Origin of the sequence: Bradyrhizobium sp. SZCCHNPS1003, from assembly GCF_032381555.1 — a bacterium.
GTDB lineage: Bacteria > Pseudomonadota > Alphaproteobacteria > Rhizobiales > Xanthobacteraceae > Bradyrhizobium.
Genome location: NZ_JAUHIU010000001.1, coordinates 758,405 through 784,776 on the forward strand (window position 1 = coordinate 758,405; position 26,372 = coordinate 784,776).

24 protein-coding genes and 1 pseudogene are annotated in these 26,372 nt (G+C 65.5%); 8 read left to right on the forward strand and 17 right to left on the reverse strand.

Features of this window, described 5'->3' with window-relative positions:
* The first annotated feature begins 51 nt into the window (after window positions 1-51).
* From purE to rpsU, 3 genes are all read left to right on the forward strand, one after another.
* The gene (gene purE / locus QX126_RS03490) at window positions 52-540 is read left to right on the forward strand and encodes a 5-(carboxyamino)imidazole ribonucleotide mutase (RefSeq protein WP_315736342.1); all 489 of its coding nucleotides are present in this window, start codon (window positions 52-54) and stop codon (window positions 538-540) included.
* A complete protein-coding gene (locus tag QX126_RS03495) occupies window positions 537-1,646 on the forward strand; it encodes a 5-(carboxyamino)imidazole ribonucleotide synthase (protein ID WP_315756070.1) in 1,110 nt (369 codons plus the stop codon). Before purE ends, QX126_RS03495 begins: the two co-directional genes overlap by 4 nt.
* Window positions 1,647-1,812: 166 nt before the next feature.
* Window positions 1,813-2,115, forward strand: a complete 303-nt coding sequence (rpsU, locus tag QX126_RS03500) for a 30S ribosomal protein S21 (protein WP_011924350.1) — start codon at window positions 1,813-1,815, stop codon at window positions 2,113-2,115.
* 224 nt (window positions 2,116-2,339) lie between these two features.
* Here the strand turns inward: rpsU and QX126_RS03505 are convergent, their stop codons facing one another.
* From QX126_RS03505 to QX126_RS03560, 12 genes and pseudogenes are all read right to left on the reverse strand, one after another.
* Window positions 2,340-3,248, reverse strand: coding sequence for a hypothetical protein (locus QX126_RS03505; protein WP_315779293.1), 909 nt, complete (start codon window positions 3,246-3,248; stop codon window positions 2,340-2,342).
* A 238-nt stretch (window positions 3,249-3,486) separates the two neighbouring features.
* Entirely contained in the window at window positions 3,487-3,771 is a 285-nt protein-coding gene (locus QX126_RS03510) for a cupin domain-containing protein (protein ID WP_315717559.1), read from the reverse strand.
* 15 nt (window positions 3,772-3,786) lie between these two features.
* Window positions 3,787-4,883, reverse strand: a pseudogene (locus QX126_RS03515) (calcium:proton antiporter).
* A gap of 115 nt (window positions 4,884-4,998) precedes the next feature.
* Window positions 4,999-6,336 carry a sodium:proton antiporter gene (locus QX126_RS03520; RefSeq protein WP_315779295.1) on the reverse strand — a complete coding sequence of 446 codons (1,338 nt, stop codon included), beginning with the start codon at window positions 6,334-6,336 and terminating at the stop codon, window positions 4,999-5,001.
* Window positions 6,337-6,430: 94 nt separating this feature from the next.
* A complete protein-coding gene (locus QX126_RS03525) occupies window positions 6,431-7,231 on the reverse strand; it encodes an alpha/beta hydrolase (RefSeq protein WP_315779296.1) in 801 nt (266 codons plus the stop codon).
* Window positions 7,232-7,249: 18 nt separating this feature from the next.
* Window positions 7,250-8,647, reverse strand: a complete 1,398-nt coding sequence (locus tag QX126_RS03530; RefSeq protein ID WP_315777751.1) for an NAD(P)(+) transhydrogenase (Re/Si-specific) subunit beta — start codon at window positions 8,645-8,647, stop codon at window positions 7,250-7,252.
* A gap of 45 nt (window positions 8,648-8,692) precedes the next feature.
* Window positions 8,693-9,010 (reverse strand): proton-translocating transhydrogenase family protein, encoded by a 318-nt coding sequence (locus QX126_RS03535; protein ID WP_284420324.1) that lies wholly within the window; start codon window positions 9,008-9,010, stop codon window positions 8,693-8,695.
* A gap of 11 nt (window positions 9,011-9,021) precedes the next feature.
* The gene (locus QX126_RS03540) at window positions 9,022-10,149 is read right to left on the reverse strand and encodes a Re/Si-specific NAD(P)(+) transhydrogenase subunit alpha (protein WP_315779298.1); all 1,128 of its coding nucleotides are present in this window, start codon (window positions 10,147-10,149) and stop codon (window positions 9,022-9,024) included.
* A gap of 140 nt (window positions 10,150-10,289) precedes the next feature.
* The gene (locus QX126_RS03545) at window positions 10,290-10,442 is read right to left on the reverse strand and encodes an aa3-type cytochrome c oxidase subunit IV (RefSeq protein ID WP_315779300.1); all 153 of its coding nucleotides are present in this window, start codon (window positions 10,440-10,442) and stop codon (window positions 10,290-10,292) included.
* A gap of 105 nt (window positions 10,443-10,547) precedes the next feature.
* Window positions 10,548-10,943 (reverse strand): type II toxin-antitoxin system death-on-curing family toxin, encoded by a 396-nt coding sequence (locus QX126_RS03550; protein WP_315736333.1) that lies wholly within the window; start codon window positions 10,941-10,943, stop codon window positions 10,548-10,550.
* The gene (locus QX126_RS03555; RefSeq protein WP_315779303.1) at window positions 10,940-11,164 is read right to left on the reverse strand and encodes an AbrB family transcriptional regulator; all 225 of its coding nucleotides are present in this window, start codon (window positions 11,162-11,164) and stop codon (window positions 10,940-10,942) included. The genes QX126_RS03550 and QX126_RS03555 overlap by 4 nt, the downstream gene beginning before the upstream one ends.
* Window positions 11,165-11,245: 81 nt before the next feature.
* Window positions 11,246-13,225, reverse strand: coding sequence for a M3 family oligoendopeptidase (locus tag QX126_RS03560; RefSeq protein ID WP_315779305.1), 1,980 nt, complete (start codon window positions 13,223-13,225; stop codon window positions 11,246-11,248).
* Between the two features lie 120 nt (window positions 13,226-13,345).
* Here QX126_RS03560 and QX126_RS03565 point away from each other — a divergent pair, with 120 nt between their 5' ends.
* The 3 genes from QX126_RS03565 (at window position 13,346) to QX126_RS03575 (ending at window position 19,212) form a co-directional block, all read left to right on the forward strand.
* On the forward strand, window positions 13,346-14,839 hold the full coding sequence (locus QX126_RS03565; protein WP_315779306.1) for a sigma-54 dependent transcriptional regulator: 1,494 nt from the start codon (window positions 13,346-13,348) through the stop codon (window positions 14,837-14,839).
* 386 nt (window positions 14,840-15,225) lie between these two features.
* Window positions 15,226-17,286 carry a murein L,D-transpeptidase gene (locus QX126_RS03570; RefSeq protein ID WP_315779393.1) on the forward strand — a complete coding sequence of 687 codons (2,061 nt, stop codon included), beginning with the start codon at window positions 15,226-15,228 and terminating at the stop codon, window positions 17,284-17,286.
* 270 nt (window positions 17,287-17,556) lie between these two features.
* Entirely contained in the window at window positions 17,557-19,212 is a 1,656-nt protein-coding gene (locus tag QX126_RS03575) for a DUF882 domain-containing protein (protein WP_315779308.1), read from the forward strand.
* A gap of 148 nt (window positions 19,213-19,360) precedes the next feature.
* Here QX126_RS03575 and QX126_RS03580 read toward each other — a convergent pair whose 3' ends face one another.
* Entirely contained in the window at window positions 19,361-19,636 is a 276-nt protein-coding gene (locus tag QX126_RS03580; RefSeq protein WP_008961835.1) for a DUF2312 domain-containing protein, read from the reverse strand.
* A gap of 290 nt (window positions 19,637-19,926) precedes the next feature.
* The gene (locus tag QX126_RS03585) at window positions 19,927-20,223 is read right to left on the reverse strand and encodes a DUF1244 domain-containing protein (RefSeq protein ID WP_315736329.1); all 297 of its coding nucleotides are present in this window, start codon (window positions 20,221-20,223) and stop codon (window positions 19,927-19,929) included.
* A 200-nt stretch (window positions 20,224-20,423) separates the two neighbouring features.
* Between QX126_RS03585 and QX126_RS03590 the strand changes: the two genes are divergently transcribed.
* Complete coding sequence (locus QX126_RS03590) at window positions 20,424-21,020, forward strand: DUF1036 domain-containing protein (protein WP_315736328.1); 597 nt, start codon at window positions 20,424-20,426, stop codon at window positions 21,018-21,020.
* On the forward strand, window positions 21,017-22,453 hold the full coding sequence (gene pyk, locus QX126_RS03595; RefSeq protein WP_315736327.1) for a pyruvate kinase: 1,437 nt from the start codon (window positions 21,017-21,019) through the stop codon (window positions 22,451-22,453). Before QX126_RS03590 ends, pyk begins: the two co-directional genes overlap by 4 nt.
* 6 nt (window positions 22,454-22,459) lie before the next feature.
* Here the strand turns inward: pyk and QX126_RS03600 are convergent, their stop codons facing one another.
* The 3 genes from QX126_RS03600 to QX126_RS03610 all read right to left on the reverse strand — a co-directional run bounded on the left by QX126_RS03600 (window position 22,460) and on the right by QX126_RS03610 (window position 26,264).
* On the reverse strand, window positions 22,460-24,073 hold the full coding sequence (locus tag QX126_RS03600; RefSeq protein WP_315779310.1) for a glycosyltransferase family 87 protein: 1,614 nt from the start codon (window positions 24,071-24,073) through the stop codon (window positions 22,460-22,462).
* A gap of 131 nt (window positions 24,074-24,204) precedes the next feature.
* Window positions 24,205-24,879 (reverse strand): helix-turn-helix domain-containing protein, encoded by a 675-nt coding sequence (locus QX126_RS03605; RefSeq protein ID WP_315717573.1) that lies wholly within the window; start codon window positions 24,877-24,879, stop codon window positions 24,205-24,207.
* A 158-nt stretch (window positions 24,880-25,037) separates the two neighbouring features.
* Window positions 25,038-26,264 carry a glycosyltransferase family 87 protein gene (locus tag QX126_RS03610; protein ID WP_315779395.1) on the reverse strand — a complete coding sequence of 409 codons (1,227 nt, stop codon included), beginning with the start codon at window positions 26,262-26,264 and terminating at the stop codon, window positions 25,038-25,040.
* Window positions 26,265-26,372: the final 108 nt, after the last annotated feature.

The window sequence follows — 26,372 nt, forward strand, 5'->3', positions numbered from 1 at the left end:
CGATCCTATACTCCGGCCCATGCTGATGGATTCCCGAGAAGATTTGAGGTTATGACCGCCCCGATCGCCATTATCATGGGAAGCCAGTCGGACTGGGATACCATGCGCCATGCCGCCGACACACTCGGAGCGTTGGGCGTGAGCTACGACGCCCGTATCATCTCGGCGCACCGCACCCCGGACCGGCTGTATGCCTTTGCCAAGGGCGCCAAGGCGGCCGGCTACAAGCTCGTCATCGCCGGTGCAGGCGGCGCCGCCCATCTGCCGGGCATGACGGCCTCGCTGACAGAGCTGCCCGTGTTCGGTGTTCCCGTCGAGTCGAAGGCGCTGTCGGGGGTCGATTCGCTGTATTCGATCGTCCAGATGCCGGCCGGAATTCCGGTGGGAACGCTCGCCATCGGCAAATCCGGCGCCATCAACGCAGCGCTGCTGGCGGCGAGCGTGCTCGCTCTCTCCGATCCCGCGCTCGCCGGCCGTCTGTCGGCTTGGCGCCAGGCGCAGACCAATGCGATCGCCGAACGTCCGGAGGGCACGGCGTGACCGACTCCAATCGGGTGAAGCTCAAGCCCGGCGACACCATCGGTATTCTCGGCGGCGGCCAGCTCGGCCGTATGCTGGCGCTTGCTGCGGCGCGGCTCGGGCTGCGCTGCCAGGTATTCTCGCCGGACCCGGACTCCCCCGCCTTCGACGTGGTGCTGAACGCAACCTGCGCCGAATATGCCGACGTCGAGGCGCTCGAGCTGTTCGCCAATGACGTCGACGTCGTCACCTACGAGTTCGAAAACGTCCCCTCGGCCGCGGCCATGGTGCTGGCGGCGAGGCGCCCGGTGCTGCCGCGCCGCTCGGCGCTCGAGACGACCCAGGATCGCCTCACCGAGAAGGATTTCGTCACCTCGCTGGGCATCAGCACCGCGACCTATGCCGACGTGTCCTCGGTCGCCACCTTGCGCGAAGCCGCGTTCCGGATCGGCTTGCCGGCCGTGCTGAAGACGCGTCGGTTCGGCTATGACGGCAAGGGCCAGATCAAGATCCGCCCGGGTGACGATCTCGAGCGCATCTGGGCCGAACTCGGCACCAAGTCGGCGATCCTTGAGGCGTTCGTTCCGTTCGAGCGCGAGATCTCGGTCGTGGCGGCCCGAGCGGCCGATGGACAGGTCGAGTGCTTCGACGTCACCGAGAACGAGCATCGCGATCACATCCTGAAGGTGTCGCGGGCGCCGGCGCGCATCCCGGATGCGCTCGCCGACGAGGCCAGGGACATTGCGAGCCGGATCGCCACGGCCCTCGATTACGTCGGGGTGCTGGCCGTGGAGATGTTCGTGGTATCGGATGGTCCCACTCCAGGCGTCCTGGTCAACGAGATTGCCCCGCGGGTGCATAATTCCGGCCACTGGACCCTCGATGGCGCCTCGATTTCCCAGTTCGAACAGCACATCCGGGCGATCGCCGGTTGGCCGCTTGGCAAGCCGCTGCGCCACGGCCACGTCACGATGACGAACCTGATCGGGGACGAGATCGACAGCTACGAGCAGTGGCTCACGGTTCCCGGCGCGACCGTGCATCTCTACGGCAAGGGCGCCGCTCGTCCGGGCCGCAAAATGGGGCATGTGACCCAGGTCTCGCCACTGCCGCCGAGGCAGGGCTGAAATAAACCGCTCCGGCGAGGTTAAACTTGCGGTCAAGAGCCCGTCAGCGGGTGGACAGCGACGGTGTCCTCTGATACACGGGCGCGCTCAAGGTTAAGGGCGCGGGCATTTGCCAGCCCTGGCTTCACCAGATTTCAAACCGATAGACTGAGAAAGAGGATGCCGCGTGCAGGTTCTCGTTCGCGATAACAATGTCGATCAAGCCCTCAAGGCGCTCAAGAAGAAGATGCAGCGTGAGGGCATTTTCCGCGAGATGAAGCTTCGCGGCCATTACGAGAAGCCGTCCGAGAAGAAAGCCCGCGAGAAGGCCGAAGCCGTGCGCCGTGCGCGCAAGCTGGCCCGCAAGAAGTTGCAGCGTGAAGGCCTGCTGCCGATGAAGCCGAAGCCGGTGTTCGGCGCTGGCCCCGGCGGTGACCGTGGTGCTGGTCGTGGTCCGGGCGCAGGTGCCCGTCCCGGCGCGCCGCGCTGATCTGGCCACTTCAATTTGACGTCGTCTGAAGCGCGGGCCTTTGGCTCGCGTTTTTGTTTTGGGCGCTCCTTTTTGATTTTGCGCCTCTGGCCATCCGGCGACCGGATTGAATCCGGGTTGCTGCGCCCGCCCCTCGCATCGCTGCAGAGCTCGCCACTCCAAAGAAAAAGCGGCAGACCGGCCAGGCCCACCGCCTCGATCACGTCCGCGAACGATTCGACCGGCTATTTCGGCAGCACTGAGTGGAACACCGATTTCGCCGCCGACATCATGTCCTGCGCCACGCTGGACATCTGGTCCTTGATCGATGGATCAGTCTTGTCGGCGCGCAGGTCGAGCGGACGCAACTGCTGGACAGGGATCTCCGCCGGCGGGGTCGGGCGCCCGTCCGGCTGCAATGATCCCGTGTAGGTCGGGCTCGAGGCCGACGGCAAGGCAAAGCCCTGCTCGGCCGGTGGCGCAGAGACCGTCACGGGAGGCGGCAGCGGACGGACCGGCGACACCTGTGGCGCGACGGTCGCGATGCGCGGGGTCTCGCCAGCGCCCCGGGCTGCGTCGCTCGACGGCTTCTCGGCAGCCGTCCTGCCGGCACCTTCGCTCGCGCGCAACCGCTCGATCGCCGCGCGGGCGAGATCAGCAGCATCCCGGCGATCATCCTGCTGGGCCGCTGGGGCCTCGGCCGGAGTACCGCGCGCAATCAGCTTTTCCCGCGGCGACCCGGGATGGCGCGCGGCCTGCACATCGGTCGGGAGGCTCGCTGTTTCGGTCGGCTTCACTTCGACGGCCTTCTCCGCAGCCTTGTCGGCGAGCGACTTCTCCGAGACCCCCTTGGCCTTGATGCCAGGAGCGGGAATGCTGGAGACCTCCGTCGACGTTTCCGCCGGCTTGGCGTCGGACCTGGGATCGGCCTTCGCTTCCAGCTTGGCGGGGTCGATCCCCTTGCCCGTGGATTTCGGAGCGTCGCTCTTTGAGCCGGTGAGCTTGGCGTAGGCAGCCGACGCCACCGCCGCCACGGTCGATGGCGGCGAGTCGGGCTTGGTATTGATGTAGTGGTTGACGATGTAGGCCCCGATGATGGTGGCAACCACCGACGGGACGATCTCCATGGCGAACTTTGTGAGATATTTCAGCATGCTGACCACTCCCGCGCGGTATTTGCGGGAACTTTGAGGCACAATTAAGGGACCATCCCAGTACCTTCCGGAGCCCGCAACCTGCGATCCCTGCAGGCGCAACCGCCGAAAAGTCGTTCTCCTGAAGCCCTTTGAGACCGAAGCCGTGCTGCAATCCAAGATCGTATGGGCGCTGCCAACCGCTTCCGGATCGCCGGCTCAAGATACCACAATCAGCGGCATCCCGGTAAACAAATGGTTACGGCTTCAATTCAACTTCGAGGAAAACGATCTCGGAACCAGTCTCATTCAGTACATCGTGTTCGACACCGGCTTTGCGGAAATAGGATTTGCCGACCGCGAGCTGCGCCTTCGAGCGCTCGCCGGACGGCGCCACGATCGTCATCTCGCCCGCGGTGACCGGCACGATGACGTAATCCATCTCATGAACGTGGCGCCCCGTGGCACTGCCGGGCAATAGCCGCCACTCCGTGACGCGGACTTCGGGCGTATCGACCTGGACGTCGGACTGGGCGCTGAGCATGGGGGATCTCTTGAATCAGGGGACGAAGAGCAGGAACAGGATATCGCGAACACCACCATGTGCACCAGCCCGAACAGGATGTTCGTCCGTCCCGTGCCGAAGGTCAGCATGCTTAGGACGAAGGTCAGGACCAGCAGCACTATTCCCTGCGGGTCCAGCCCGAGGACGAGCTGCTTGTCGAGCACATGGGCGGCGACCGCCACTGCCGGGATGGTCAGCCCTATGGTGGCGAGCGAGGAGCCAAGCGCGAGATTGATGCTCTTCTGAAGGTCGTTGGCGCGGGCGGCCGAGAGGGCGGCGATACTCTCCGGCAGCAGGATCAACAGCGCCACGAGCACGCCTGCGACCGCCTGCGGCGCACCCGTTGCGGCAACGCCGGCGTCGACCACCAGCGAGAACTTCTTGGCAAGCAGGACCACAGCGAGCAGTGCGACCAGCAGCAGCCCGACACTGAGCAACAGCTTCGCACGCGGCAGCCGGACATCGTCATCGGCGAACCCAGCCGAGCCGCCGACGAAATAATCCCGATGGCGGGTGGTCTGCGTATACAGGAACACCGCGTAGAGCAGGATCGTCACGACGCTGACGAAGGCGATCTGCACGGCAGAATACACCGGACCAGGCGACGTCAAGGTATAATTCGGCAGCACCAGTGTGATGGTTGCCATCGTGAACAGTACGCTGAGATACAGATTGGCACCGGAGACCAGCACGTCCTGCTCGCGATAGCGCAGGCCGCCGATGAAGATGCAGATGCCGGCCAGGCCGTTGCACACGATCATGACGACCGCGAACACGGTGTCGCGGGCCAGCGCGGGCGCAGCCTTGTCGCCGAGCATGATGGTGGCGATCAGCGCCACCTCGATCACCGTCACCGCCAGGGTCAGGAGCAGCGTGCCGAACGGCTCGCCGATCTCATGCGCGATCACCTCGGCATGGTGCACGGCCGCGAACACCGTGCCGAACAGGATCACCAGCAGCACCGCGGCGAAGACCACGCCGGCGGCCGAAGGCGTGAAGTCATAATGCGTCGCCGTGACGATCGCGACAAGCGCGACCGCCAGGCCGGGAAAGATCACCGATGATGCGGGCGTTGCGCCCTTCACGCTCATGATTCGCGTCCTTCGATCCGTTCTGTCCGACTATGCGCGACAGCGAGGCGATCGTCACGCGGTCCGGCCGTGACAGGGTCAACCAGGACGGTCTCTGAAAGTGCCGTCGATCAGGTCAATGCGGGCTGAGCAGCGGATGGATCGGAAGCACGGTCAGCAGCACGAACAGCGGAATGAGGACGGCACCTGCCCGCAGCATGTAGCCGAAGAAACTCGGCATCTTGATGCCGCGCTCATTGGCGATCGCTGCGACCATGAAGTTCGGCGCGTTTCCGATATAGGTCAGCGCACCCATGTAGACGGCGCCCATCGAGATCGCCGCCAGCGTGCCCGAGAGTTCGCCCATCAGCACCTTGGGATCGCCGCCCGCCAATTCGAAGAACAAGAGATAGGTCGGGGCATTGTCGAGGAAGGCCGACATCAGCCCGGTGAACCAGAAATAGGCGACCTCTCTCGGCGCGCCGGCGGGTGTCGTCACGGCATCCAAGAGCCAGCCGAACGAGCCACTGCGCCCCGCGTTCAGCATGGCGATGACCGGGACGATCGCGGTGAAGATCGCCGCGAACAGCTTGGCGACCTCTCGGATTGGCTCCCAGTTGAACCCGTTCGCCTCGCGGTGCTCGTCCGGCGTGAGCCAGAGCGACAGGCCGGCGATCGCCACGAGGATGGCATCGCGCACGAGGTTCTGAAGCTCGACATGCGTGCCGAAGACGTCGAAGGAGATGCCTGGCTTCCAGGTCGCCGAGAACAGCGTATTGGCAACGATCGCGGCGATCAGAACGACATTGATGAGGCCGCGAATGCGCACCGGCTCCTTCGTTACGAACGCTTGCGACGCAAGCTTCTCCGCTCGGAAGCGCCACCAGTCGATAGCGGCAAAGACGATGAGCAGCAATCCGGCGACGATCGCGGTCTGCAGCCGGAGGTGTTGCGTCGTCCAGAAGAAATCGACGCCGCGCAGAAAGCCGACGAACAGCGGCGGATCGCCCAGAGGGCTGAGCGCGCCACCGACATTGGCAGCCAGGATGATGAAGAAGACCAGCACGTGCACGTTGTGCGGCCGCGTCAGATTGGCACGGATCAGCGGACGTACCAGGATCATCGCGGCACCCGTCGTGCCGACCACGCTCGCGATGATCGTGCCGAGTGCCAGGATGGCCGTATTGGTCGCCGGCGTACCTCTGATGTCGCCGGTCACCAGGATGCCGCCGGCGACGGTGTAGAGCGCAAACAGCAGCACGATGAAGCTGAGATACTCCGCGAGCAGCGCGTGGATGAAGGACGCGAGCGAGGCCGCCAGTCCCGCCTGCCAGGTCAGCGCCGCCAGCGTCACCACGGCCCATGCCAAGGCGATCTTGCCGTAATGGTGATGCCAGAGGCGGGCAAACAGCAGCGGGCCGAGCGCGATCGATAGCAGCAATCCCGCAAACGGCAGCGCGAACGGCCAGGTCATCGCAGCGCCATCGAGGCCGGCGGCGGCATACGCGGGGATCGGCAGACCTGCGACGATCGCGACTACAAGCAGAGCTGGCCACCGACCGAGGACATTACGGGCTGTCGATGAAGCTCTTGGCCGTACCTGTCGCACCATAGAAATCCAGATCATTATGTCCGCCGTCGGGAAACCGTACGAAGCGCTTGGGGTCATGCGCAAGCGCGAACAATCGTTCCCCGAAGCGGATCGGAATCCCCGGATCTTTGGCGCCATGCATGATCAGCAGCGGCACATGCACCTTGGCGATGCGCTGATCGGATTGGAAGCGGTCGCGCATCAGCAGGCTGACGGGAACCACTTTGAGCATGTCGGAGGCGACGTCGACCGTGGACGTATAGGGCGCCTCCAGGATCAGCCTGGCCATGGGACGCTCAGCGGCGATCGCGGCGGCCACGCCGCTGCCCAGTGAAAAGCCCCAAGCCACGATGCGCTCCGCCGCGTAGCGCTCGCGCGTGAAGGCATAGGCGGCTGCGGCATCCTGAAGCAGCCCCTGCTCACTGGGGTTGCCGCTCGAGCCTGCATAACCGCGATAGGACAGCGCGACGAGGCCGGTCCCGTCGGAGGTCAGCGCCTTGAAGCGCGAGACCACGCCGGCGAGGAAGTCGCCATTGCCTGGGAAATACAGCACGACCTTGCGGCCGGGCTGCGCCGGCACATGCCAGGCGATGACCTTCTCGCCGTCGGCCGAGGTCAGCACGTGCTCTTCAGCCTGCGGAAATCCGGCCGCGTCCGGCGCGGTGCGACCGACCGGCGGGATCGGAAACAGCATCGCGCGCTGGCGCATGAACAGCACAGCAAGCACGGTGGCGTAGATCGCCACCACGACGATCAGGAGCCATTTCAGGACCGCCATGGCTCCCAATAATGCCAGCTACATGCCCTTGACGATGTTCTCGGTCATCTTCTTGGCGTCGCCGAGCAGCATCATCGTGTTGTCGCGGTAGAACAGCGGATTGTCGATGCCGGCATAGCCCGAGGCAAGCGAGCGCTTGATGAACATCACGGTGCCGGCCTTCCAGACCTGCAGCACCGGCATGCCGTAGATCGGCGAGGACTTGTCCTCCTCAGCCGCCGGGTTGGTGACGTCGTTGGCGCCGATCACGAAGGCGACGTCGGCCTGGGCGAACTCGGAGTTGATGTCCTCGAGCTCGAACACCTCGTCGTAGGGGACGTTGGCCTCGGCGAGCAGCACGTTCATGTGGCCGGGCATGCGGCCCGCGACCGGATGAATGGCGTACTTCACCTCGACGCCTTCCTTCTTCAGCGTGTCGGCCATCTCGCGCAGCGCGTGCTGGGCCTGGGCCACTGCCATGCCGTAGCCGGGCACGATGATCACCTTCGAGGCGTTCTTCATGATGAAGGCCGCGTCGTCAGCCGAGCCGAGCTTGGCCGGCTTCTGCTCACCGGTACCACCGCCGGCCGCTGCGGTCTCGCCGCCGAAGCCGCCGAGGATGACCGAGATGAAGGACCGGTTCATCGCATGGCACATGATGTAGGACAGGATCGCACCGGACGAGCCGACCAGCGCGCCGGTGATGATCAGCGCCGAATTGCCGAGCGTGAAGCCGATACCCGCCGCGGCCCAGCCCGAATAGGAGTTCAGCATCGAGATCACGACCGGCATGTCGGCGCCGCCGATCGGGATGATCATGAGCACGCCGAGCGCCAGCGCCAGCAGCGTCACCATCAGGAAGTCGAACCCGCCGCCCGTCATCACCAGGCGGACCACGAAGAAGACGAGCGCAACGGCGAGCGCAATGTTGATGATGTGGCGCGCCGGCAGGATGATCGGCGCGCCGCTCATCCGTGCCGAGAGCTTCAGGAAGGCGATGACCGAGCCGGTGAAGGTCAGCGCGCCGATGGCGACGCCGAGCGACATTTCGACCAGGCTCTGCGGATGGATGTTGCCGGGCGTGCCGATGTCGAAGGCTTCCGGCGCGAAGAACGCGCCGGCGGCGACCAGCACCGCTGCCATGCCGACCAGCGAGTGGAACGCCGCCACGAGCTCGGGCATCGACGTCATCGGCACCCGGCGCGCGATCACCGCGCCGATGCCGCCGCCGATCGCAACGCCGAGGACCACGAGGATCCAGGCGATCGCATCTGCCGGGGGATGCCCGGCCAGCGTGGTGGCGACCGCAATCGCCATGCCGGCCATGCCGAAGAAATTGCCTTGCCGGCTGGAGGCCGGACTCGACAGCCCGCGAAGAGACAGGATGAACAGCACACCTGCCACGAGATAAAGGAGTGCCGACAGATTGGCGTTCATTGCAGATGCCCCGTTGTGCCTGTCATCCCGCGTCGTGCGGCGTTGTTACTTGGACTTCTTCTTGTACATCGCCAGCATGCGCTGGGTGACGAGGAAGCCGCCGAAGATGTTCACACAGGCGAAGATCAGCGCGATGAAGCCGAAGGCCCGCGCCAGACCGCTGCCGCTCGACAGCATGGGAACGCCAACCGCGAGCAGCGCGCCGACCACGATCACCGAGGAGATCGCGTTGGTCACCGACATCAGCGGCGTGTGCAGGGCCGGCGTCACCGACCACACCACGAAATAGCCGACGAACACCGCCAGCACGAAGATCGACAGCCGGAAAACGAAGGGGTCGACGGCTTGGACGACATGTTCCATGGCTCTGCTCCTTAGGCCTTCGGCTGGAAGTTCGGGTGGACGATGGCGCCATCCTTTGTCAAAGCCGTGGCCTTGACCAGCTCGTCGTCCCAGTTGACCGCCAGTGTCTTTTCCTTCTTGTCGATCATGGTCTCGATGAAGGAGAACAGGTTGCGGGCGTAGAGGCTGGAGGCGGAAGCTGCGACCCGGCCGGCGAGATTGGGGTAGCCGATGATCTTGACGCCGTCGATCTCGACGGTCTCGCCGAGCTTGACGCCCTCGACATTGCCGCCACGCTCGACCGCGAGGTCGACCAGCACCGAGCCCGGGCGCATCGACTTCACCATCTCCATGGTGACGAGGCGCGGCGCCGGACGGCCGGGAATCAGCGCCGTGGTGATGATGACGTCCTGCTTCTTGATGTGTTCCGCCGTCAGCGCCGCCTGCTTGGCCTGGTACTCCTTGGACATCTCCTTGGCGTAGCCGCCGGCCGTCTGGGCGTTCTTGAACTCCTCGTCCTCGACCGCCAGGAACTTGGCGCCGAGGCTCTCCACCTGCTCCTTGGTGGCCGGCCGCACGTCGGTCGCAGAGACCATGGCGCCGAGCCGGCGCGCGGTCGCGATCGCCTGCAGGCCGGCGACGCCGACGCCCATCACGAACACCTTGGTCGCCGGCACGGTGCCAGCCGCGGTCATCATCATCGGGAAGGCGCGGCCGAAGGCCTCGGCGCCCTCGATCACGGCGCGGTAGCCGGCAAGGTTGGCCTGGCTCGACAGCACGTCCATCACCTGGGCGCGGGTGATGCGCGGCATCAGCTCCATCGCGAAGGAGGCAATGCCGGCATCGGCCATGGCCTTGAGCGCCGCGTCATTGCCGTAAGGATCCATGATCGCGAACACCAAGGCGCCGCGCCGGTAGTTGGCGAGTTCGGAGGCTTCCGGCCGCTTCACCTTGATGATGATGTCGGCATCCTTGAGCGCGTCCGCGCTCACGGTTGCGCCCGCCGCCGTGAATTCCGAGTCCGGCAGGCCGGATTTGATGCCGGCGCCGGGCTCGACCGCGATCTCGGCACCCAACGCCTTGAACTTCTTCACCGTGTCGGGAGAGGCGGCAACCCGCGGCTCCAACGGGTCGATTTCCTTGGCGACGGCAATCTTCATGAGGCCTCCGGCGCGAATGCGCGCGCGAGCTTTAAGAGGGCGGGACGTCCGTGGGCTACAGCCTGACGCCAAGTTAGCACTTGGCTTCGGCAGTCAGCTGAAGGCCCGCCGGCGGGGATGCCGGCGGGCCGAGAGCGACATTAAGCGAGGAAAATAGCCATCAAGATGACGATGAGAGCGACGCTGATCGTGCCGTACTTCACCAGCTTGATGAAGCCCTCGTAGGTGGCCTCATGCGCCACATGGTCGTTGCCGTCAGCCGTCGAGTAGGCGATCTCGCCATGGTTTGCCATCGGGGTCCCCCAGAGAAATATGCTTTGTTAAGGTCGCATACCCCAAAGCCGATGCAAGGGCAACGGCTGGCATGCAAGGCAGTTTTATCGCGTTTTCCGATCGCCCTATTGGCGAGGCCAATTGTCACGGATCCAGCGCGTCAGGCTGGCCTCGCTGACCTCGCCGGCAGCGAGGGCGAGGATCATGGCGGTGGCCTGAGCCGGCTCGGGCGCGAACGCGATTTCGTTTCTCCGCAGAAACGTCATCATCGCCATGAAGGCGATCCGCCTATTGCCGTCTACGAAAGCGTGGTTCTTGGCCAGTCCGAATGCATAGGCTGCGGCAAGCTCGGGAAGCGTCGCCTGCTCATAGCTCCATTTGTTAATGGGCCGCTCCAGGGCCGAGCGGAGCATGCCCTCGTCGCGCGGCCCGGGCGCGCCGCCGAAGCGGCGCAACTGTCGGGCGTGGATCGCGACGGCCTGCTCGTAGGTGATCCAAAGCGGCCCCTGCTGCTCGCTCATTTGGCGAGCACGGCCAGGGTGTCGCGATACTCATCCATGATCTCGTCCGCGATCTCCATCGTCCGCTCGAAATCCGGATCATAGGGCAGCGCCTGGAAGCCGCCGCCGGGCAATTCGACGATGTGCAGTTGCTGACCGCGTTTGAGATCGAGCCGCTGCATCAGTTCGCGCGGCAACAGCAGGCCGTCGGAATTGCCGATCTTCTTGATTTCGATCTTCATAGCAGGCCGCTCCGAAAAAGAGGCGCGTTATACAAATGTATAACGCGCCTCTTCAATCCGTTCAACAAATGTTTTACGCCCCTACCCCATCGCCTCCAGCTCGTCGATCATGCCGGCGATGACTGAGAGACCGCCGTCCCAGAATTTGGGGTCCTTGGCGTCCAGGCCGAACGGCTTGAGCAGTTCGGAATAATGCTTGGTGCCGCCGGCCGCGAGCATCGCCAGATAGCGCTCGGCAAACCCCTCGGCGGCGTGCTCGTAGACCGCATAGAGCGAGTTCACGAGGCAGTCGCCGAACGCATAGGCGTAGACGTAGAACGGCGAATGGATGAAGTGCGGGATGTACATCCAGAAGTTTTCGTAGCCCGGCTTGATCTCGATCGCCTCGCCGAGACTCTCGGTCTGCACCGAGAGCCAGAGCTGCCCGAGCCGCTCGGCGGTCAGCTCGCCGTTCTTGCGCTCGGTATGCACCGCGCGCTCGAACGAATAGAACGCGATCTGCCGCACCACGGTGTTGATCATGTCCTCGACCTTGCCGGCGAGCAGCGCCTGACGCTGCCTGGCGTCCTTGGTCTCGGATAGCAGCCGCTTGAACGTCAGCATCTCGCCGAACACGCTCGCGGTCTCCGCCAAGGTCAGCGGCGTCGGCGCCATCAGCGCGCCTTGCCTCGCCGCCAGCACCTGGTGCACGCCGTGGCCGAGCTCATGCGCGAGCGTCATGACGTCACGCGGCTTGCCCTGATAGTTCATCAGCACATAGGGATGCGCCGACGGCGTGGTCGGATGCGAGAACGCTCCCGGCGCCTTGCCGGGCCGCACCGGCGCATCGATCCAGCTCTGGTCGAAGAAGCGCTGCGCGATGTCGGCCATCTCCGGCGAGAAACCGCGATACGCCGTCAGCACCATGCTCTTCGCCTCCGGCCAGGCGATCGTGGCATTGGCCGCGAAGGGCAGCGGCGCATTGCGGTCCCAATGCGCGAGCTTCTTCTTTTTGAACCAGCGCGCCTTGAGCTGGTAGTAGCGATGCGACAGCTTCGGATAGGACGCGCGTACCGACGCTACCAGCGCATCGACCACCTCGCGCTCGACGCGATTGTTCAAGTGGCGGGAGTCGGCGACATCCTGGAAACCGCGCCAGCGGTCCGAGATGTCCTTGTCCTTGGCGAGCGTGTTGGTGATCAGCGCGAAGGTGCGCTCATTGGCCTTGAACGTCTTGGCCAGCGCTTCGGCTGCGGCCTTGCGCTTGGCGCCGTCGCGGTCCTGCAGGAAATTCAGCGTCGGCTCGATCGCGAGCTCCTTACCTCCGACCTGAAACCGCAGGCCAGCGATGGTCTGGTCGAACAACCTGTTCCAAGCCGAATAGCCGGTCTGCGATTTTTCGTGGAACAGCTGCTCGACGCGGTCCTCGAGCTGATACGGCTTGTCCTTGCGCAGGTCCTCGATCCACGGCCGGTAATGGCCGAGCGCGGGCGTCTCCATCGCGCGCTCGATCACGGCGTCGTCGATGCGGTTGAGCTCGAGCGGGAAAAACAGCAGATGCGTCGACGCCGCCGTGAGCCGCTCCGAGATGTCGCCGTAGAATTTGGAGATCGCCGGATCGACGCTGTCGCCGGCATGCGCAAGACCGGCGAACGAACCGAGCCTCCCGGCGAGATCGTCGATCGCCTCGTAGCGCCGCACGGCTTCTGCGAGCCATTCGCCGCCATCCTCGCGCGCGACATGCTCGGCGAGCTTGCCCTTGTAGTCGGTCTCAAACGCGACGCATTCGGAATCCATCTTCGCGAGATCGTGAGCGATCTCAGGGGCGTCGATGCCCATATAAAGGTCGCCGAGATTCCATTCGGGCAGCACGCCGATGCCGGCCTTTGCCGCGACGGCCTTCTTTGCCGGTTTGGCCGATGATTTGGCCGTCGCACCGCGCGCAGCCTTGACCTCTACCGGCTTCGGCTTTGACGCGGGCTTCTTGGCCGGCTTGGCCTTGTTGGATTTGGTCTTGGCGGATTTGGTCTGGGGGGCGGATCTGGTCGGCTTGCGAAGGGCAGAAGAAGCGCGCGAGGTCATCGGATGGGTAACCTGTTGTTCGAACGTGTATCCCGATCAGCGAGGTTTAAGGTTGCGTTAATCGGCGTCGGCGAGAGTGCCCCGATTCGAGACAGATAGTCGTAGCGTGCAAGGAAAGCCATGGCTGCCAGCATTTTGATTGCCGATGATGATCCGGTCCAGCGCCGGCTGGTGGAGAACATGGTGCAGAAATGCGGCTACGAGGCGGTCGTCGTCGAGACCGGCGATGCCGTCATCGAGAAGCTGACGAATCCTGATGCCGGCCCCATCGACGCCATCGTGCTCGATCTCGTGATGCCCGGCCTCGACGGCATGGGTGTCCTCTCCAAGATGCGCGAGATGGGGATCTCGATACCCGTGATCGTGCAGACCGCGCATGGCGGCATCGACAACGTCGTCTCCGCAATGCGCGCCGGCGCGCAGGACTTCGTCGTCAAGCCGGTCGGCATCGAGCGGCTCCAGGTCTCGTTGCGTAATGCGCTCAATACCTCGGCCTTGAAGGGCGAGTTGCAGCGCATCCGGCACAGCCGCGAAGGGCGCCTGACCTTCGCCGACATCATCACCCGCGCGGAGGCGATGGCGCCGATCCTGCGCATCGCCGAGAAGGCCGCGGCCTCGTCGATCCCGGTGCTGATCGAAGGCGAATCAGGCGTCGGCAAGGAGCTGTTCGCCCGCGCCATCCACGGCACCAGCGAGCGCAAGACTAAACCGTTCGTTGCCGTCAATTGCGGCGCGATCCCGGACAATCTGGTGGAATCGATCCTGTTCGGTCACGAGAAGGGCGCATTCACCGGCGCGACCGAGCGTCACATGGGCAAGTTCGTCGAAGCCCATGGCGGCACGCTGTTCCTCGACGAGGTCTCGGAGCTGCCGCTCACCGCCCAGGTCAAGCTGCTGCGCGCCCTGCAGGAGGGCGCCGTGGAAGCCGTCGGCGGCCGCAAGCCGGTCAAGGTCGACGTCCGCATCATCTCGGCGACCAATCGCAGGCTGCTTGACCGCGTCAAGGAGGGCCACTTCCGCGAGGATCTGTTCTACCGGCTGCATGTGCTGCCGCTCACCGTTCCGCCGCTGCGCACCCGCCGCGAGGACATCCCGCATTTGTTGCGGCATTTCCTCGCGCGGTTCGCGGCCGAGGAGAACCGCGTCATTTCGGGCATCGCCGGTGAGGCCGTCGCCTATCTGACCAAGCTCGACTGGCCCGGCAACATCCGCCAGTTGGAAAACGCGGTCTACCGCGCCGTCGTCATGGGCGAGAGTGACCAGCTCGGCGTGGCCGATTTTCCGCTGATTCCCACCCACGCACCGCCGGTGGAGCCTGCGCCGGCCCTCACCGTGGAGCGGCCTGTTCCGGCGCTGCCTGCGATGGTGCCGGGAAGTGAAGTCCCCATTGCCCCTCTGCCCTCGCACGGGTTCCTGCCGCTGCTCACCGCAAGCGGCGAGGTGCGGCCGCTCGAGGAGATGGAGCATGAGATCATCCGTTTCGCCATCGCCCATTACCGCGGCCAGATGTCGGAGGTGGCGCGCCGCCTCAAAATCGGACGCTCGACGCTCTACCGCAAGCTCGACGAAGCCAATGACGAGACCCCCACGACGGAAAGCCCGCCGCTCGGCTGAGCCGCTCGGATCCGCACCATGGTTGCGCTTGGCTGTCGTCCGAAAAAGGCCGCAAGTCTTGGCAACACTGGAACATCTGAACCGTTGCCTTGCGGTGACAGACAAAGGAAATAACGCGTGGCACAAACGCACGATCGGTTTGGCCGGGGTTTCCCAAGAGTCAGTTTGTCGTGAGTTGTCCCGTGTGGCGCTGGCCGCAGAAATGGGGCTTGAGTATCGTTTGGGCGTGAATCATTGCGTGCAGATGTGAACCATCCTCACAGGCGGTACCCGCGCCGAAGCTGGCGGATCGACCTTGTTACCCCTGTTCCAGCCGGGACAGATCATCCGAGGGATTGATGATGCGAGATTGTGTGACCACCCGTGGCGGATATGACCGCGTGCTCATGGCTGTCGCGGCGACCTTCCTCGCGGTGTCCTCGACCTCTGCTTTCGCCCAGAGCGGTCCGCCCCGCAACAGCGCGGCCGAGCTCGCCATCGATGCGGCGATCCCGTTCCCCGAGCCGGCCAACGTGCCGCCGCCGACCGCCAGTGACTTCAAACTCGACACCACCGCCACCGTGTCGCCCGACCAGGCCAAGTCGCCCGAGACGACGACCAAGCCGCTCGACTCTGCCGCGGCGCCTGCGGCCGATCCCGCCAAGACCGTCGCCACGCCGCCGGCAGCGGCCCCTGCGACCGCGACAGTCCCAGAGCCGGTCAAGGCCGCCAGCACCGTTCCCGCCGCCGACCAGCCCGTTGCCGACCGTCTGCGCGACCTGATGGCGAGCAAGGCGACAAGGTATTTCGACCGCAAGGCCGAACGCGCCGCCGTCGAGAAATTCTACACCGGCCGCGACTACGCGCCGATCTGGACCCAGGGCGGCAATCTGACAGCCGCCGCGAAGGGCGTCATCGCCCGTCTCAGGGATGCAGCAGCCGATGGCCTCAATCCCGGCGACTATCCGGTGCCGGATTTCGCAGCCGCAGCCTCCGCACCGGACGCGCTGGCGGAGGCGGATCTCAGACTCACCGAGAGCATGATGGACTACGCGCGCCAGGCGCAGAGCGGCCGCATGCACTGGTCGCAGGTCTCAGCGGATATCCAATATCCCGAGCATCCGGTCGATCCGAACGAGGTGTTGGCCAACGTCACCGGCGCAAAGGATGCCTCCGCGGCGCTGGAGAGCTACAACCCGCCGCACAAGCTCTACAAGCTGCTGAAGGCCAAGCTCGCCGAGCTGCGCGGCGTCAGCGACGGCGCGCCTGTTATCATCGACGACGGCCAGCCGCTGAAATACATTCCTGCCCGCGGCAAGAATGCGCCGGAGGCCGAGGCGCAGATGTCCGACCCGCGCGTGCCTAAGCTGCGCGCCAAGCTCGGCATCACCGAGAACGCCGACGACATCCGCTATGACGCCAAGGTCGCCGCCGCCGTCCGCAAGTTCCAGGAAAGCGTCGACCTCAAGCCGACCGGAGTGCTCGACGACCGCACCGTGAAGGCGCTCAACACGCCCAAGCGCGACAAGCAGATCGATACGGTCCTCGTCAACATGGAGCGCTGGCGCTGGCTGCCGCGCGACCTCGGAGTGCCCGCGATCGGCGACGCTTATGTGATCCTCAACATCCCCGACTACACGCTGAAGGTGATGCAGCACGGCGCGCAGGTGTGGACCACCCGCGTGGTGACCGGCAAGCCGGGGCAGCATGCGACGCCGTTGCTCAGCGAGACGATGAAGTTCATCACGGTCAATCCGACCTGGAACGTGCCGCCGTCGATCATCTACAACGAGTATCTGCCGGCGTTGCAGCAGGATCCGACCGTGCTCGACCGCATGGGCCTGCGGCTGGAGCGCGCGCGCGACGGCTCGATCCACATCTCGCAGCCGCCGGGCGAGGCCAACGCGCTCGGCCGCATCCGCTTCAACTTCCCGAACAAGTTCCTGGTCTATCAGCACGACACGCCGGACAAGAACCTGTTCGCCCGTGACGAGCGCGCCTTCAGCCATGGCTGCATGCGCGTGCAGTATCCGGATCAGTACGCGTCGGTCCTGCTCAACATCACCATGCCGAACGAGCGCTACACGCCGGAGCGCATCCGCAGCATGTACGGCCGCAGCGAGATCGACTTGAAATTCCCGACGCCGATCCCGGTCAACATCACCTACCAGACCGCCTTCGTCGACGAAGCCGGCAAGCTGCAATTCCGCAAGGACATCTACGGCCGCGACGCGACCATGATCTCGATCCTGAAGAACAACCGCGGCAAGGATCTCGAGAACGTCGTCGCCCACGCCCAACCGAGCTACGCGCGTCCGAAGGGGCCGCTGCCGAACTCGGTCAACATCAGCGACAACAGCTTCTCCTCCGGCCCGAACTTCTTCGAGCGCCTGTTCGGCGGCGGCGGCGGCCTGCCGACGCCGCCGGCGCCGGTCGGCCGCCCTGCCCGGCGGGTCTTCACCCGCTGATCAGGCCGCCGATCACGGTCAAAATTTCCATCTTGAGATCAAAGGCCTCGCCGATCGGCGGGGCCTTTGCTTTAGGTTAACCACAATGATCAACCAAGATTCGATGGCTCTTTTTCGCCACACTCAAGAGTATATGTTAAGGGTAATTGGGGGGCGGGTCGGTCAGTATCCCTTAACCATCCCGCCTTAGGTAAGCGTTTCCTCTCTCTTCCGCCGGACGGGCCGCAAGAGGGTCATCGAGTAAACGCTCGTCGACGGGGTGGCTGCATCTTGCTGTCTGTTTTCGCGCGCCAATCTGTTTCGCTCACGAGGGCGGGTTGGAAGGCTGGATGCCAATGCGGGCTGGCGGCGCTGCTGCTGCTCATCGGCGCCGGATCGGTGCATGACGCGGCGGCGCTGAATGAAACCCACACCCTCTCCTTCCACCACACCCATTCCGGCGAGGACCTGACGGTCACCTTCAAGCGCGAGGGCCGCTATGACGAAGACGCGCTGAAGAAGCTCAATCACTTCCTCCGCGACTGGCGTACCCAGGACGAGACGGTCATGGACCGCCGCCTGTTCGACATCCTCTGGGAGGTCTATCGCGACGTCGACGCCAAGCAGCCGATCCAGATCATCTCGTCGTACCGGTCGCCCGCCACCAACTCGATGCTGCGCCGTCGCTCGGCGCATTCCGGGGTGGCGCGGCACAGCCAGCACATGCTGGGCCACGCGATGGATTTCTACATTCCGAACGTGCCGCTCGAGCAGATCCGCTTCGCCGGCCTGCGCCTGCAGCGCGGCGGCGTCGGCTTCTACCCGACTTCCGGCTCGCCCTTCGTGCACCTCGACACCGGCAACATCCGGCACTGGCCGCGGATGACGGCTGACCAGCTCGCCCGCGTGTTCCCGGACGGCAAGACCGTTCACGTGCCGAGCAACGGCGTTCCGCTCAAGGGCTATGAGCTGGCCAAGGCCGAGATCGAGAAACGCGGCAATGGCGATGACGCGTCGTCCAGCCGCCCCAACCTGTTTGCAAGGCTGTTCCGCGGTCGTCCGAGCGAGGATGACGAGGAGTCTGGCGAGAGCGAGAGCAAGGTCGACGCCAAGCCGGTCCAGACTGCGGCACTCGCCGCGAAGCCGGCTGACAAGAGCTCCGACAAGGACGGCCGGACCGTCGAGCGATCGGTGGACAGCAAAGCCGCCACCACGCGCGGCAAGATCGCCAATGCCCTGCAATTGGCCTCCGCGGATGCGCAATCTGCCGCTCAGCCCGCGGCGACCAAGCCCGAGACGAAGTCCGAAACGACAAGCGCCGTCGGCAGCAAATCCAGGGACGGCGCGCCGCAGAGCGTCGCCGACATCATCAATTCGCGCGGCTTCTGGGGTGACAATCCCAGCACGCCGAAGCAGGCCACCCCCGAGCAGGTTGCCGCGATCACGGCGCGCCGTGCGCTGTCATCGATCGATCAGCAGCAGACCGCAAGCCTGATGCAGGCCATGGCCTTCGCACCCCCGGCCTCCTCTCCGCTCGATCGCGCCAATGTCGCCTCCACGGCCCCCATCCCGGTGCGAAACTCCCGCCCGGCGACCCGCAGCGTCGCGCCGGTGCCTGAGGCCGCCCCGGCGGCCGCGAAGAACGGCCAAGGTCAGGACGGCGCCATCACGATGGCGACGCGAATCTCGGCGGCCAAGGGTCCCGATTCGACCTGGATGCGGGCCATCATGCTGACGCCGAGCGCATCGTCATCGATGTCCGTGACGAAAATGGGCGACGTGGACCTCACCGTGATGCGCAGCTATTTCGTCAAGCCGCAGGTCGCGCTGGCGATGAGCTTCACCGCCGAGCCGACGCCGGGACTGAGCTACGATCAGTTCACAGGGCCGGCGATCATCAAGCTCGAAACCAAATCCTTCGCCATGCGCGCGGCAGCCTTGCGCTGACACCGCGACAGCCGGTTCGTCGTTCTCCTCAGCATTGACGAGCTGGAGTGCAGCGTCGATGGCCGCATGCCGCCGGCGCGAACTGGGAGAAAGCGAATCCCCCGTCAGGGGCAGCCGAGGTCTCCTCCAGGTGAGCGAGGCCGGCTGCTCAGATCATTCCGAGCGCCTGCATATAGGTCTCGAGGATGCTTTCCTCTTCCTGGCGCTCGTTCGGGTCCTGCTTGCGCAGCCGAATGATCGTGCGCAGCGCCTTGACGTCGAAGCCATTGCCCTTGCTTTCGGCGTAGACGTCCTTGATGTCTTCGGAGATCGCCTTCTTCTCCTCCTCGAGACGCTCGATCCGCTCGATGATCGACTTGAGCTGGTCTACGGCAAAGCGGGTCGCGGGCGAGTCGTCGTCCTTCGCGGCGGCGGAGGTGGCCATCTGATACTCCTGAGCGGAACTCGTGTGTCCAAGGAAGGCGCCAAAGGGCGCTACATGTTCGCCGCGACCCTCAAATCTGGCGTGCCCCGCGTCAAGGCGACATCGTCCTCATCCACAGAGCGGCCCACATCTTGTTGGCCTGCGTAGCGTGAAGCCCACAGAAGCCGGCCGCGCCACTTGTGTTTCGTCGCCATCCTGCGCAGGACCCGATTCGCCTTCGAAGCCCCTGCCAAGTCTGGGCTCGCGCGCGAACGGCAGTAAAGCGCGTCTCCTGCGCGCTCGTTTAGGAATCAGTGGCCCGGATGCGCCTTCTTGAAGGCTTCGCGCTGCTCGGCGCTGGCCTCGCGCTGGTACTTCGCCTTCCATTCCTCGTAAGGCATGCCATAGACCGCCTCGCGGCTCTCGTCCTTGGTCATTGGCGCCCCCTGGGCGTCGGCGGCGTCCTTCAGCCAGTTGGAGAGGCAGTTGCGGCAGAACCCCGCCAGATTCATCAGATCGATGTTCTGAACGTCGGTTCTGGTCCGCAGATGCTCGACGAGCCGGCGAAAGGCGGCGGCTTCGAGTTCGGTCCGGGTGGTGCTGTCCATCGTCATCTCTTTGTTCCCTGTTCCGCGCCATGACGGATGTCTGCTATATAATGAGGCTTCGTCGCAGATTTGGCCATATCGCAGCGCCGTCAGGAGGAGCGAGGCGCTGGATCGCAGCGGCTTCGCACGAGATCGTCATGGCGTTGACAGCCGCAGCCAAGCCCAGCGACATCGTTCAACGGTTGATATAGCGTCGCGCAATGATCCCCAAAATCTCCTCTCTCCTGCATCGCAATCCCTTCCGCCCTGGCTACGGACTGCTTTCGCTGCTTGGGCTGGCCGCGCTCTGTCTGTCGTCCACTCCGGCGGCCGCCGATTTCCGGCTCTGCAACAACACCTCCAGCCGGGTCGGGATCGCCCTCGGCTACAAGGACGCTGAAGGCTGGACCACGGAAGGCTGGTGGAACGTGTCGTCACGCAGCTGCGAGACCCTTCTCAAGGGCACGCTGGTGGCACGCTATTATTACATCTACGCGCTCGACTATGACCGTGGCGGTGAATGGTCGGGACAGGCCTTCATGTGCTCGCGCGACAAGGAATTCACCATCAAGGGCACCGACAATTGCCTGGCTCGCGGCTTCGACCGCACCGGCTTCTTCGAGGTCGACACCGGCGACCAGCGCGCCTGGACGGTGCAGCTCACCGAGGCCAATGAGCAGCCGGCGCAGCAGCGCGTGCCCGGAATTCCCGGTACGTTGGGACCCGGAGGCAACGTTCCAGGTCTGCCCAATGGGCCGCAAGGTGCGCCGCCGGCAGCCGCACCGGCCCTGCCGCCAGGGCAAGCACCCAAGCCATGAGGCGGCTGCGACGCATCAAGATCCTCGCGACGCTCGGCCCCGCCTCCTCGGACAGCGCGATGATTCGCAAGCTGTTCGAGGCCGGGGCCGACATATTCAGGATCAACATGAGCCACACCCCGCACGACAAGCTGCGGGAGCTGGTGACGACGATCCGCAGCGTCGAAGCGAGCTACGGCCGCCCGATCGGCATTCTGGTCGATCTCCAGGGTCCGAAGCTCAGGCTCGGCACCTTCGCCGACGGCCCGGTTCAGCTCAACAACGGCCAGAGCTTCGTGCTCGATTCCGACAAGACACCGGGCGATGCGACGCGGGTCCATCTGCCGCATCCGGAAATCCTGGCCGCCCTGCAGCCGGGACATGCGCTGCTGCTGGATGACGGCAAGGTGCGGCTGATCGCCGAGGAGACCTCGCCAACCCGCGCCGTCACCCGGGTCGTGATCGGCGGCAAGATGTCCGACCGCAAGGGCGTGAGCCTGCCGGACACCGACCTGCCGGTCTCGGCGATGACGCCGAAGGACCGGGCCGACCTCGATGCAGCCTTGAACATTGGCATCGACTGGATCGCGCTGTCCTTCGTGCAGCGCGCCGACGACGTGCTGGAAGCCAAGAAGATCATCCGCGGCCGCGCCGCCGTGATGTCGAAGATCGAGAAGCCGCAGGCGATCGACCGGCTCAACGACATCGTCGACGTCTCCGATGCTTTGATGGTGGCGCGCGGCGACCTTGGCGTCGAGCTGCCGCTGGAGCGCGTGCCCGGCCTGCAGAAGCAGATGACGCGGCTGGCGCGCCGCGCCGGCAAGCCGGTGGTGGTCGCGACACAGATGCTGGAATCGATGATCCAGTCGCCGGTGCCGACGCGCGCCGAGGTCTCCGACGTCGCCACTGCGGTCTATGAAGGCGCCGACGCGATCATGCTGTCGGCCGAGTCGGCCGCCGGCAAATACCCGGTCGAGGCGGTCTCGACCATGAACCGCATTGGCGAGGAGGTCGAGCGCGACGTGGTCTATCGCTCGGTGATCGCGGCGCAGCGTCCCGAGCCGGAATCGACCGCGGGCGATGCGATCGCCGAGGCCGCACGGCGGATCGCCGAGAATCTCGATCTTCCTACGATCATCTGCTGGACCTCGTCCGGCTCCACCGCGATCCGCGTCGCGCGCGAGCGGCCGAAGCCGCCGGTGGTCGCGATCACCCCGAACCTGGCAACCGGACGCCGCCTGTCGGTCGTGTGGGGCGTGCACTGCGTGGTGGCCGAGGACGCGCGCGACCAGGACGACATGGTCGAGCGCGCCGGCTCGATTGCCTTCCGCGACGGCTTCGTCCGCGCCGGACAGCGCGTCATCATCGTCGCCGGCGTGCCGCTCGGCACACCCGGCACCACGAACATGGTGCGCATCGCCTATGTCGGGCCGTCGAGCGACGCCCATATCTGAGACGACCTATTGGGTCCTATCGATCGCGCCCAGTCCGGCCGTGGACGGGGGCTTGGCCCGCGCGATCACCGGACAGGCCTCGATGGCAATGCCGGCGGCGCCGGGGATGCGCTCGCAGCCACGCGACGCATCGATCTGGAGATCATAGTCCGCAAGCACCTCGAGCCGCGGCGGGTTGTCGGCCGGGCTCTTGGAGAAATACAGCGCCCACACGCCTCCCGGCAGCGGATTGGCCAGGCCGTTGCGAACCCGGCGGTCCAGCACGCCGCCGGACACGATCGGCACCACGAGCTCGGACAACTGATAGACGCGCGAGCCCTGTGGCAGGAACGACGTGACGTAGCCGAGCGGCTTCTGCAGCAGCAGGAACGTCGCGGGACGTTGCAGGTCCGCCGCGAGCTGCGGCCGGTAGGGATCTGACCATGGCCGCCGCATCCAGTCGGTCGGCTGCGACGCCAGCGCGATGCCGAGCGCGGCCATCACCGTGACGGCCTGCGTCATCCGCCGCGATGGTGACGCGACCGGCCCAGCGTCTGCACGCCAAGCATCGACCAGGCGGATGAGCAGCAGCACGATCAGCGGCGCCGACAACAGCTCGAGCGGCATCAGATAGCGCTGGATCGAGAAGGCCAGCATCCACAGGACGTAGCTGAGCCAGAAGAAGATCAGGAGGCGCCGGTCGCGCAGCGGCAGCACCTCGCGCCGCTGCCACAGGCCGGTGACGATCAGCGCGATGAGCAGCACGATCACGACGGCGAAACGCGGATCGCGGAACGGCCATTCCGACGAGGGATGCTTGCCGATCACCCAGTAGAACGGATAGGCGAGCGCATCGAGCAGTCCCTGCGGCATGAAGCGCGTATCGACGATCGAGGCCTGCGGCGCTTCGGGCGAGCGGAAGATCGTGTTGTAGAATGGAAACAGCGGGCTGCCGTAGTCGCGCGCCATCTTCAATGCCCACGGCCCCGCGGTCACGATCACGCCGGCCGAACTGCCCGCGCCGAATGCGACGATCGCGCGCCACGGCCGCGCCACCAGGAGCAGCGAGACGCCGGCTCCGACCAGAAACGTCGCATTGGTGAGCTTCAGTCCCGTGGCCGCGCCGATCAGCAGGCCAGCGGCGACGAAACGTCGGCCGCGCTCATCGTCCTCCCCGAAGATCAGCGCGATGCCGGCGAGGATCGGAATGGTCGTGAGAATGTCGGCGAAGCTGGTGCCGACCTCGGACAGCGCCATCGGACTGAGGGCGGCGATGATGAGCGCGGCGCTGAGCGTGAACGCGTCAGACGCGCGCCGGAGCAGCACGCGCGCAACCCAATAGACCAGCGCGAGATTGAGGCCGTGCAGCGCGCCCAGCGCGACGCCCCACCACGGCGCATCGAGCCCGTGGCGGACCGCGTAAGGCAGCAGGTAGATCAGCGGATTGAGGAAGCTCTGAAAGCCGCCAGGCGCGACGTCGATGTCGAAGCGGCCATGCAGCAGCGCGAAGCCGGCATAGTCGTGATAGTTCTGCCAGTCCCAGTTGATGTCCTCGCCGGCGAGATATGCATAGACAGCGCCGGCGGCGGCCGATCCGGCGATGACGAGGCGCGTCGCCAGAGGGTTGCGTGCAATCGACATCGTCTGAGGAGGCACCTGGAGTGGGGCAAGGCGGTGCTCTCGCGGCACGCCAGCCTCACCATCGCCGCGACGGGTGAATCCTTGCTTAAGCGCGGCCTTGCGTCCCAAGGGTAAGGCATGGGCGGCGCGGACTACGCGCCGACCAGGCTCCTGACCGGCAGCACGGCCTGCACGACGAGACCGCGCGCACGCGCATCCATGACGCCGACCGCGCGCAGCGCCAGCAGGGTGACCGCCTGAACGGTGTCGCGGAGCTTGGCAGGGTCGTCGGGATTCTCGGTCGCCAGCGGCCCCACCAGCGCCTCGTGCAGCGCGCCGAGCAGCGCGGTCGCGGCCAACTGGGTGTCCTGCGCCGGAAGATGGCCGGCACGGACGGCCGCGTCGATCCGCGAGGCGATCTCGCCGACGATCTCGCGGCGGCTCGCGATCCGTGACGCCGTCACGTCGACGTCGACCGGCTCGGCCAGGATGCCCCAGGCGAGCTTGCGCTGCGACAGGATGTGCACTGCGACCGTGGACACCGCGGCAGCCAGCGCCGAGGATGGACCGGGAGCGGCATCGGCGGCGCGCCGGACGGCGGCAAGCTCATCGCGCGAGACTTCCGCGATCAGCTCCGAGATCAGATCCGCCTTGGAGGGAAAGTAGCGATAGACGGTGCCGGCTGCGACATTGGCCCGGATCGCCACCGGGGCGATCTGGACGGCAGACATGCCGCCTTCCGCGGCGGTTTCGCGGGCGGCAGCCAGGATCGCGCTGCGGCGAGCCGCGAGCCGCTTCACGACCTGATGGGTTCGCCGATAGACCATGGCGTTTCTCGTCCCGGACGCGCTCGTCCAGGGCACCCGGCGAACGCTGGTTCAGTGTTTTTGGAGGATCGACCTCACAAATGGCTGGGAAGAACTGAACACCTGTTCACGAAGGAAGACAAGGGAAATCATGACCCTGCCCGGCCCCAACCGGTGTGTCAGGCGCTCGCGAGCGCCGCCGCGGCGGGCGCCGGCTGCCGACGCCACCACGAGCCGGCGCGCGCCAGCACCAGGCCGGCCAGGATCAGATTGGCCGCAAGCCCGAGCGGAATCCCGGACAGCATGAACGTGATCTGAAGCGCCGCGATGCCGCCGAGCGCGGGCAGCTCGTAGCGGCGAAAGCCCTCGGCGAGGCCGATCCGCACCAGCCATGCCACCGCGATGGCCTGAACCATCATGTCGTACATGAACAAATAGGGCGTCGTCAGCAGCAGCCCGACGGCCAGCGCCGCCGCCTTCAGCGCGTAGCGCACCGGGCTGCGCCACAGCGTCACCAGCACGACCGCAACGGCCGCGGTCAGCACCCATTGGAAGGTCCAGCCAAGCGCTTCCGAGCCGCCGAAATAGCGCACGAGCGAAAACAGGCTCTGCAGCTTCCACCAGGTCGCCTTGCCCTCGGTCAGGAACGCCTGCGAAAACATCGGCAGCCAATGGAAAAAGGCCTGCCAGCTCTCCAGCCCGAAGGCGAGCCATGACAGCAGCGCCAGAACGATCGCGGTGACGCTCGCAGAGACGAAGGCTGTCCAGCGTTGGGTGGCGATCAGCACGATCGGGAAGAGCAGGCCATATTGCGGCTTGTAGGTCAGGAGCCCGAGACAGATCCCCGCCAGCACCGGCCGCACCGGCAGCAGATAGAGCGTGCCGCCGACGAGCGCGGCGGTGAGGCATCCGTTCTGCCCGACCAGCGCGTTCGAGAACAGGGCCGGAAAGCCGGCTGCGAGCAGCAGGCCGAAGCCGCGGCCGACGATCGCGCGCATCGCGAGCGCATAGGGAACAAAGCTGGCATAGACCCAGCCGACGAAGGCGAGCGTGTAGGGAAACTGCGCCAGGAACGCTGCGACGAACAGGAACGGCGGCGGATAGTGCCAGGCAAAGTAGCCCGGGAAATCCTGCCGCAGCAGGTCGAGCTCGACCTGGCGCTGCACGTCCCAGTCCCAGGCCAGCGCCGGATGTCCCTGCAGCGCCAGCTTGCCGGCCGCCCAGACATTGACGAAATCGGTGGGAATGCCGAGACCCGCCTGGTCCCAGATCCAGGTGCCCGACCACAGCCCGGCCGGGAAGAACGAGGCGTTGATGCAGGCGAGCGCGAAGCAGGCCGCGAACAGGCCGAGCGGAACGTCACGACGCTGCGATGGGATCGCGGCGGCATCAGGATTGTCAGCCATCTGGACCTCGCCCCGCGCCTGCATGGGCGCCTCCCGATCGAGACATAGGCGGGGACGCTTGAAGAAGGCTTAAGCGTGGGCGACGGCGCGCGACCGCCGGCGCCGCAC

What these genes read in the sequence shown, in the direction of transcription:
- pyk (WP_315736327.1), top strand. Translation starts at nt 21,017, where the DNA reads ATGAGGCGGCTGCGACGCATCAAGATCCTCGCGACGCTCGGCCCCGCC.
- QX126_RS03600 (WP_315779310.1), bottom strand. Translation starts at nt 24,073, where the DNA reads ATGTCGATTGCACGCAACCCTCTGGCGACGCGCCTCGTCATCGCCGGA.
- QX126_RS03540 (WP_315779298.1), bottom strand. Translation starts at nt 10,149, where the DNA reads ATGAAGATTGCCGTCGCCAAGGAAATCGACCCGTTGGAGCCGCGGGTT.
- QX126_RS03560 (WP_315779305.1), bottom strand. Translation starts at nt 13,225, where the DNA reads ATGACCTCGCGCGCTTCTTCTGCCCTTCGCAAGCCGACCAGATCCGCC.
- QX126_RS03590 (WP_315736328.1), top strand. Translation starts at nt 20,424, where the DNA reads ATGATCCCCAAAATCTCCTCTCTCCTGCATCGCAATCCCTTCCGCCCT.
- QX126_RS03545 (WP_315779300.1), bottom strand. Translation starts at nt 10,442, where the DNA reads ATGGCAAACCATGGCGAGATCGCCTACTCGACGGCTGACGGCAACGAC.
- QX126_RS03605 (WP_315717573.1), bottom strand. Translation starts at nt 24,879, where the DNA reads ATGGTCTATCGGCGAACCCATCAGGTCGTGAAGCGGCTCGCGGCTCGC.
- QX126_RS03580 (WP_008961835.1), bottom strand. Translation starts at nt 19,636, where the DNA reads ATGGCCACCTCCGCCGCCGCGAAGGACGACGACTCGCCCGCGACCCGC.
- purE (WP_315736342.1), top strand. Translation starts at nt 52, where the DNA reads ATGACCGCCCCGATCGCCATTATCATGGGAAGCCAGTCGGACTGGGAT.
- QX126_RS03550 (WP_315736333.1), bottom strand. Translation starts at nt 10,943, where the DNA reads ATGAGCGAGCAGCAGGGGCCGCTTTGGATCACCTACGAGCAGGCCGTC.
- QX126_RS03525 (WP_315779296.1), bottom strand. Translation starts at nt 7,231, where the DNA reads ATGGCGGTCCTGAAATGGCTCCTGATCGTCGTGGTGGCGATCTACGCC.
- QX126_RS03530 (WP_315777751.1), bottom strand. Translation starts at nt 8,647, where the DNA reads ATGAACGCCAATCTGTCGGCACTCCTTTATCTCGTGGCAGGTGTGCTG.
- QX126_RS03570 (WP_315779393.1), top strand. Translation starts at nt 15,226, where the DNA reads ATGGCTGTCGCGGCGACCTTCCTCGCGGTGTCCTCGACCTCTGCTTTC.
- QX126_RS03520 (WP_315779295.1), bottom strand. Translation starts at nt 6,336, where the DNA reads ATGACCTGGCCGTTCGCGCTGCCGTTTGCGGGATTGCTGCTATCGATC.
- QX126_RS03565 (WP_315779306.1), top strand. Translation starts at nt 13,346, where the DNA reads ATGGCTGCCAGCATTTTGATTGCCGATGATGATCCGGTCCAGCGCCGG.
- QX126_RS03535 (WP_284420324.1), bottom strand. Translation starts at nt 9,010, where the DNA reads ATGGAACATGTCGTCCAAGCCGTCGACCCCTTCGTTTTCCGGCTGTCG.
- QX126_RS03505 (WP_315779293.1), bottom strand. Translation starts at nt 3,248, where the DNA reads ATGCTGAAATATCTCACAAAGTTCGCCATGGAGATCGTCCCGTCGGTG.
- QX126_RS03555 (WP_315779303.1), bottom strand. Translation starts at nt 11,164, where the DNA reads ATGAAGATCGAAATCAAGAAGATCGGCAATTCCGACGGCCTGCTGTTG.
- QX126_RS03585 (WP_315736329.1), bottom strand. Translation starts at nt 20,223, where the DNA reads ATGGACAGCACCACCCGGACCGAACTCGAAGCCGCCGCCTTTCGCCGG.
- QX126_RS03510 (WP_315717559.1), bottom strand. Translation starts at nt 3,771, where the DNA reads ATGCTCAGCGCCCAGTCCGACGTCCAGGTCGATACGCCCGAAGTCCGC.
- QX126_RS03610 (WP_315779395.1), bottom strand. Translation starts at nt 26,264, where the DNA reads ATGGCTGACAATCCTGATGCCGCCGCGATCCCATCGCAGCGTCGTGAC.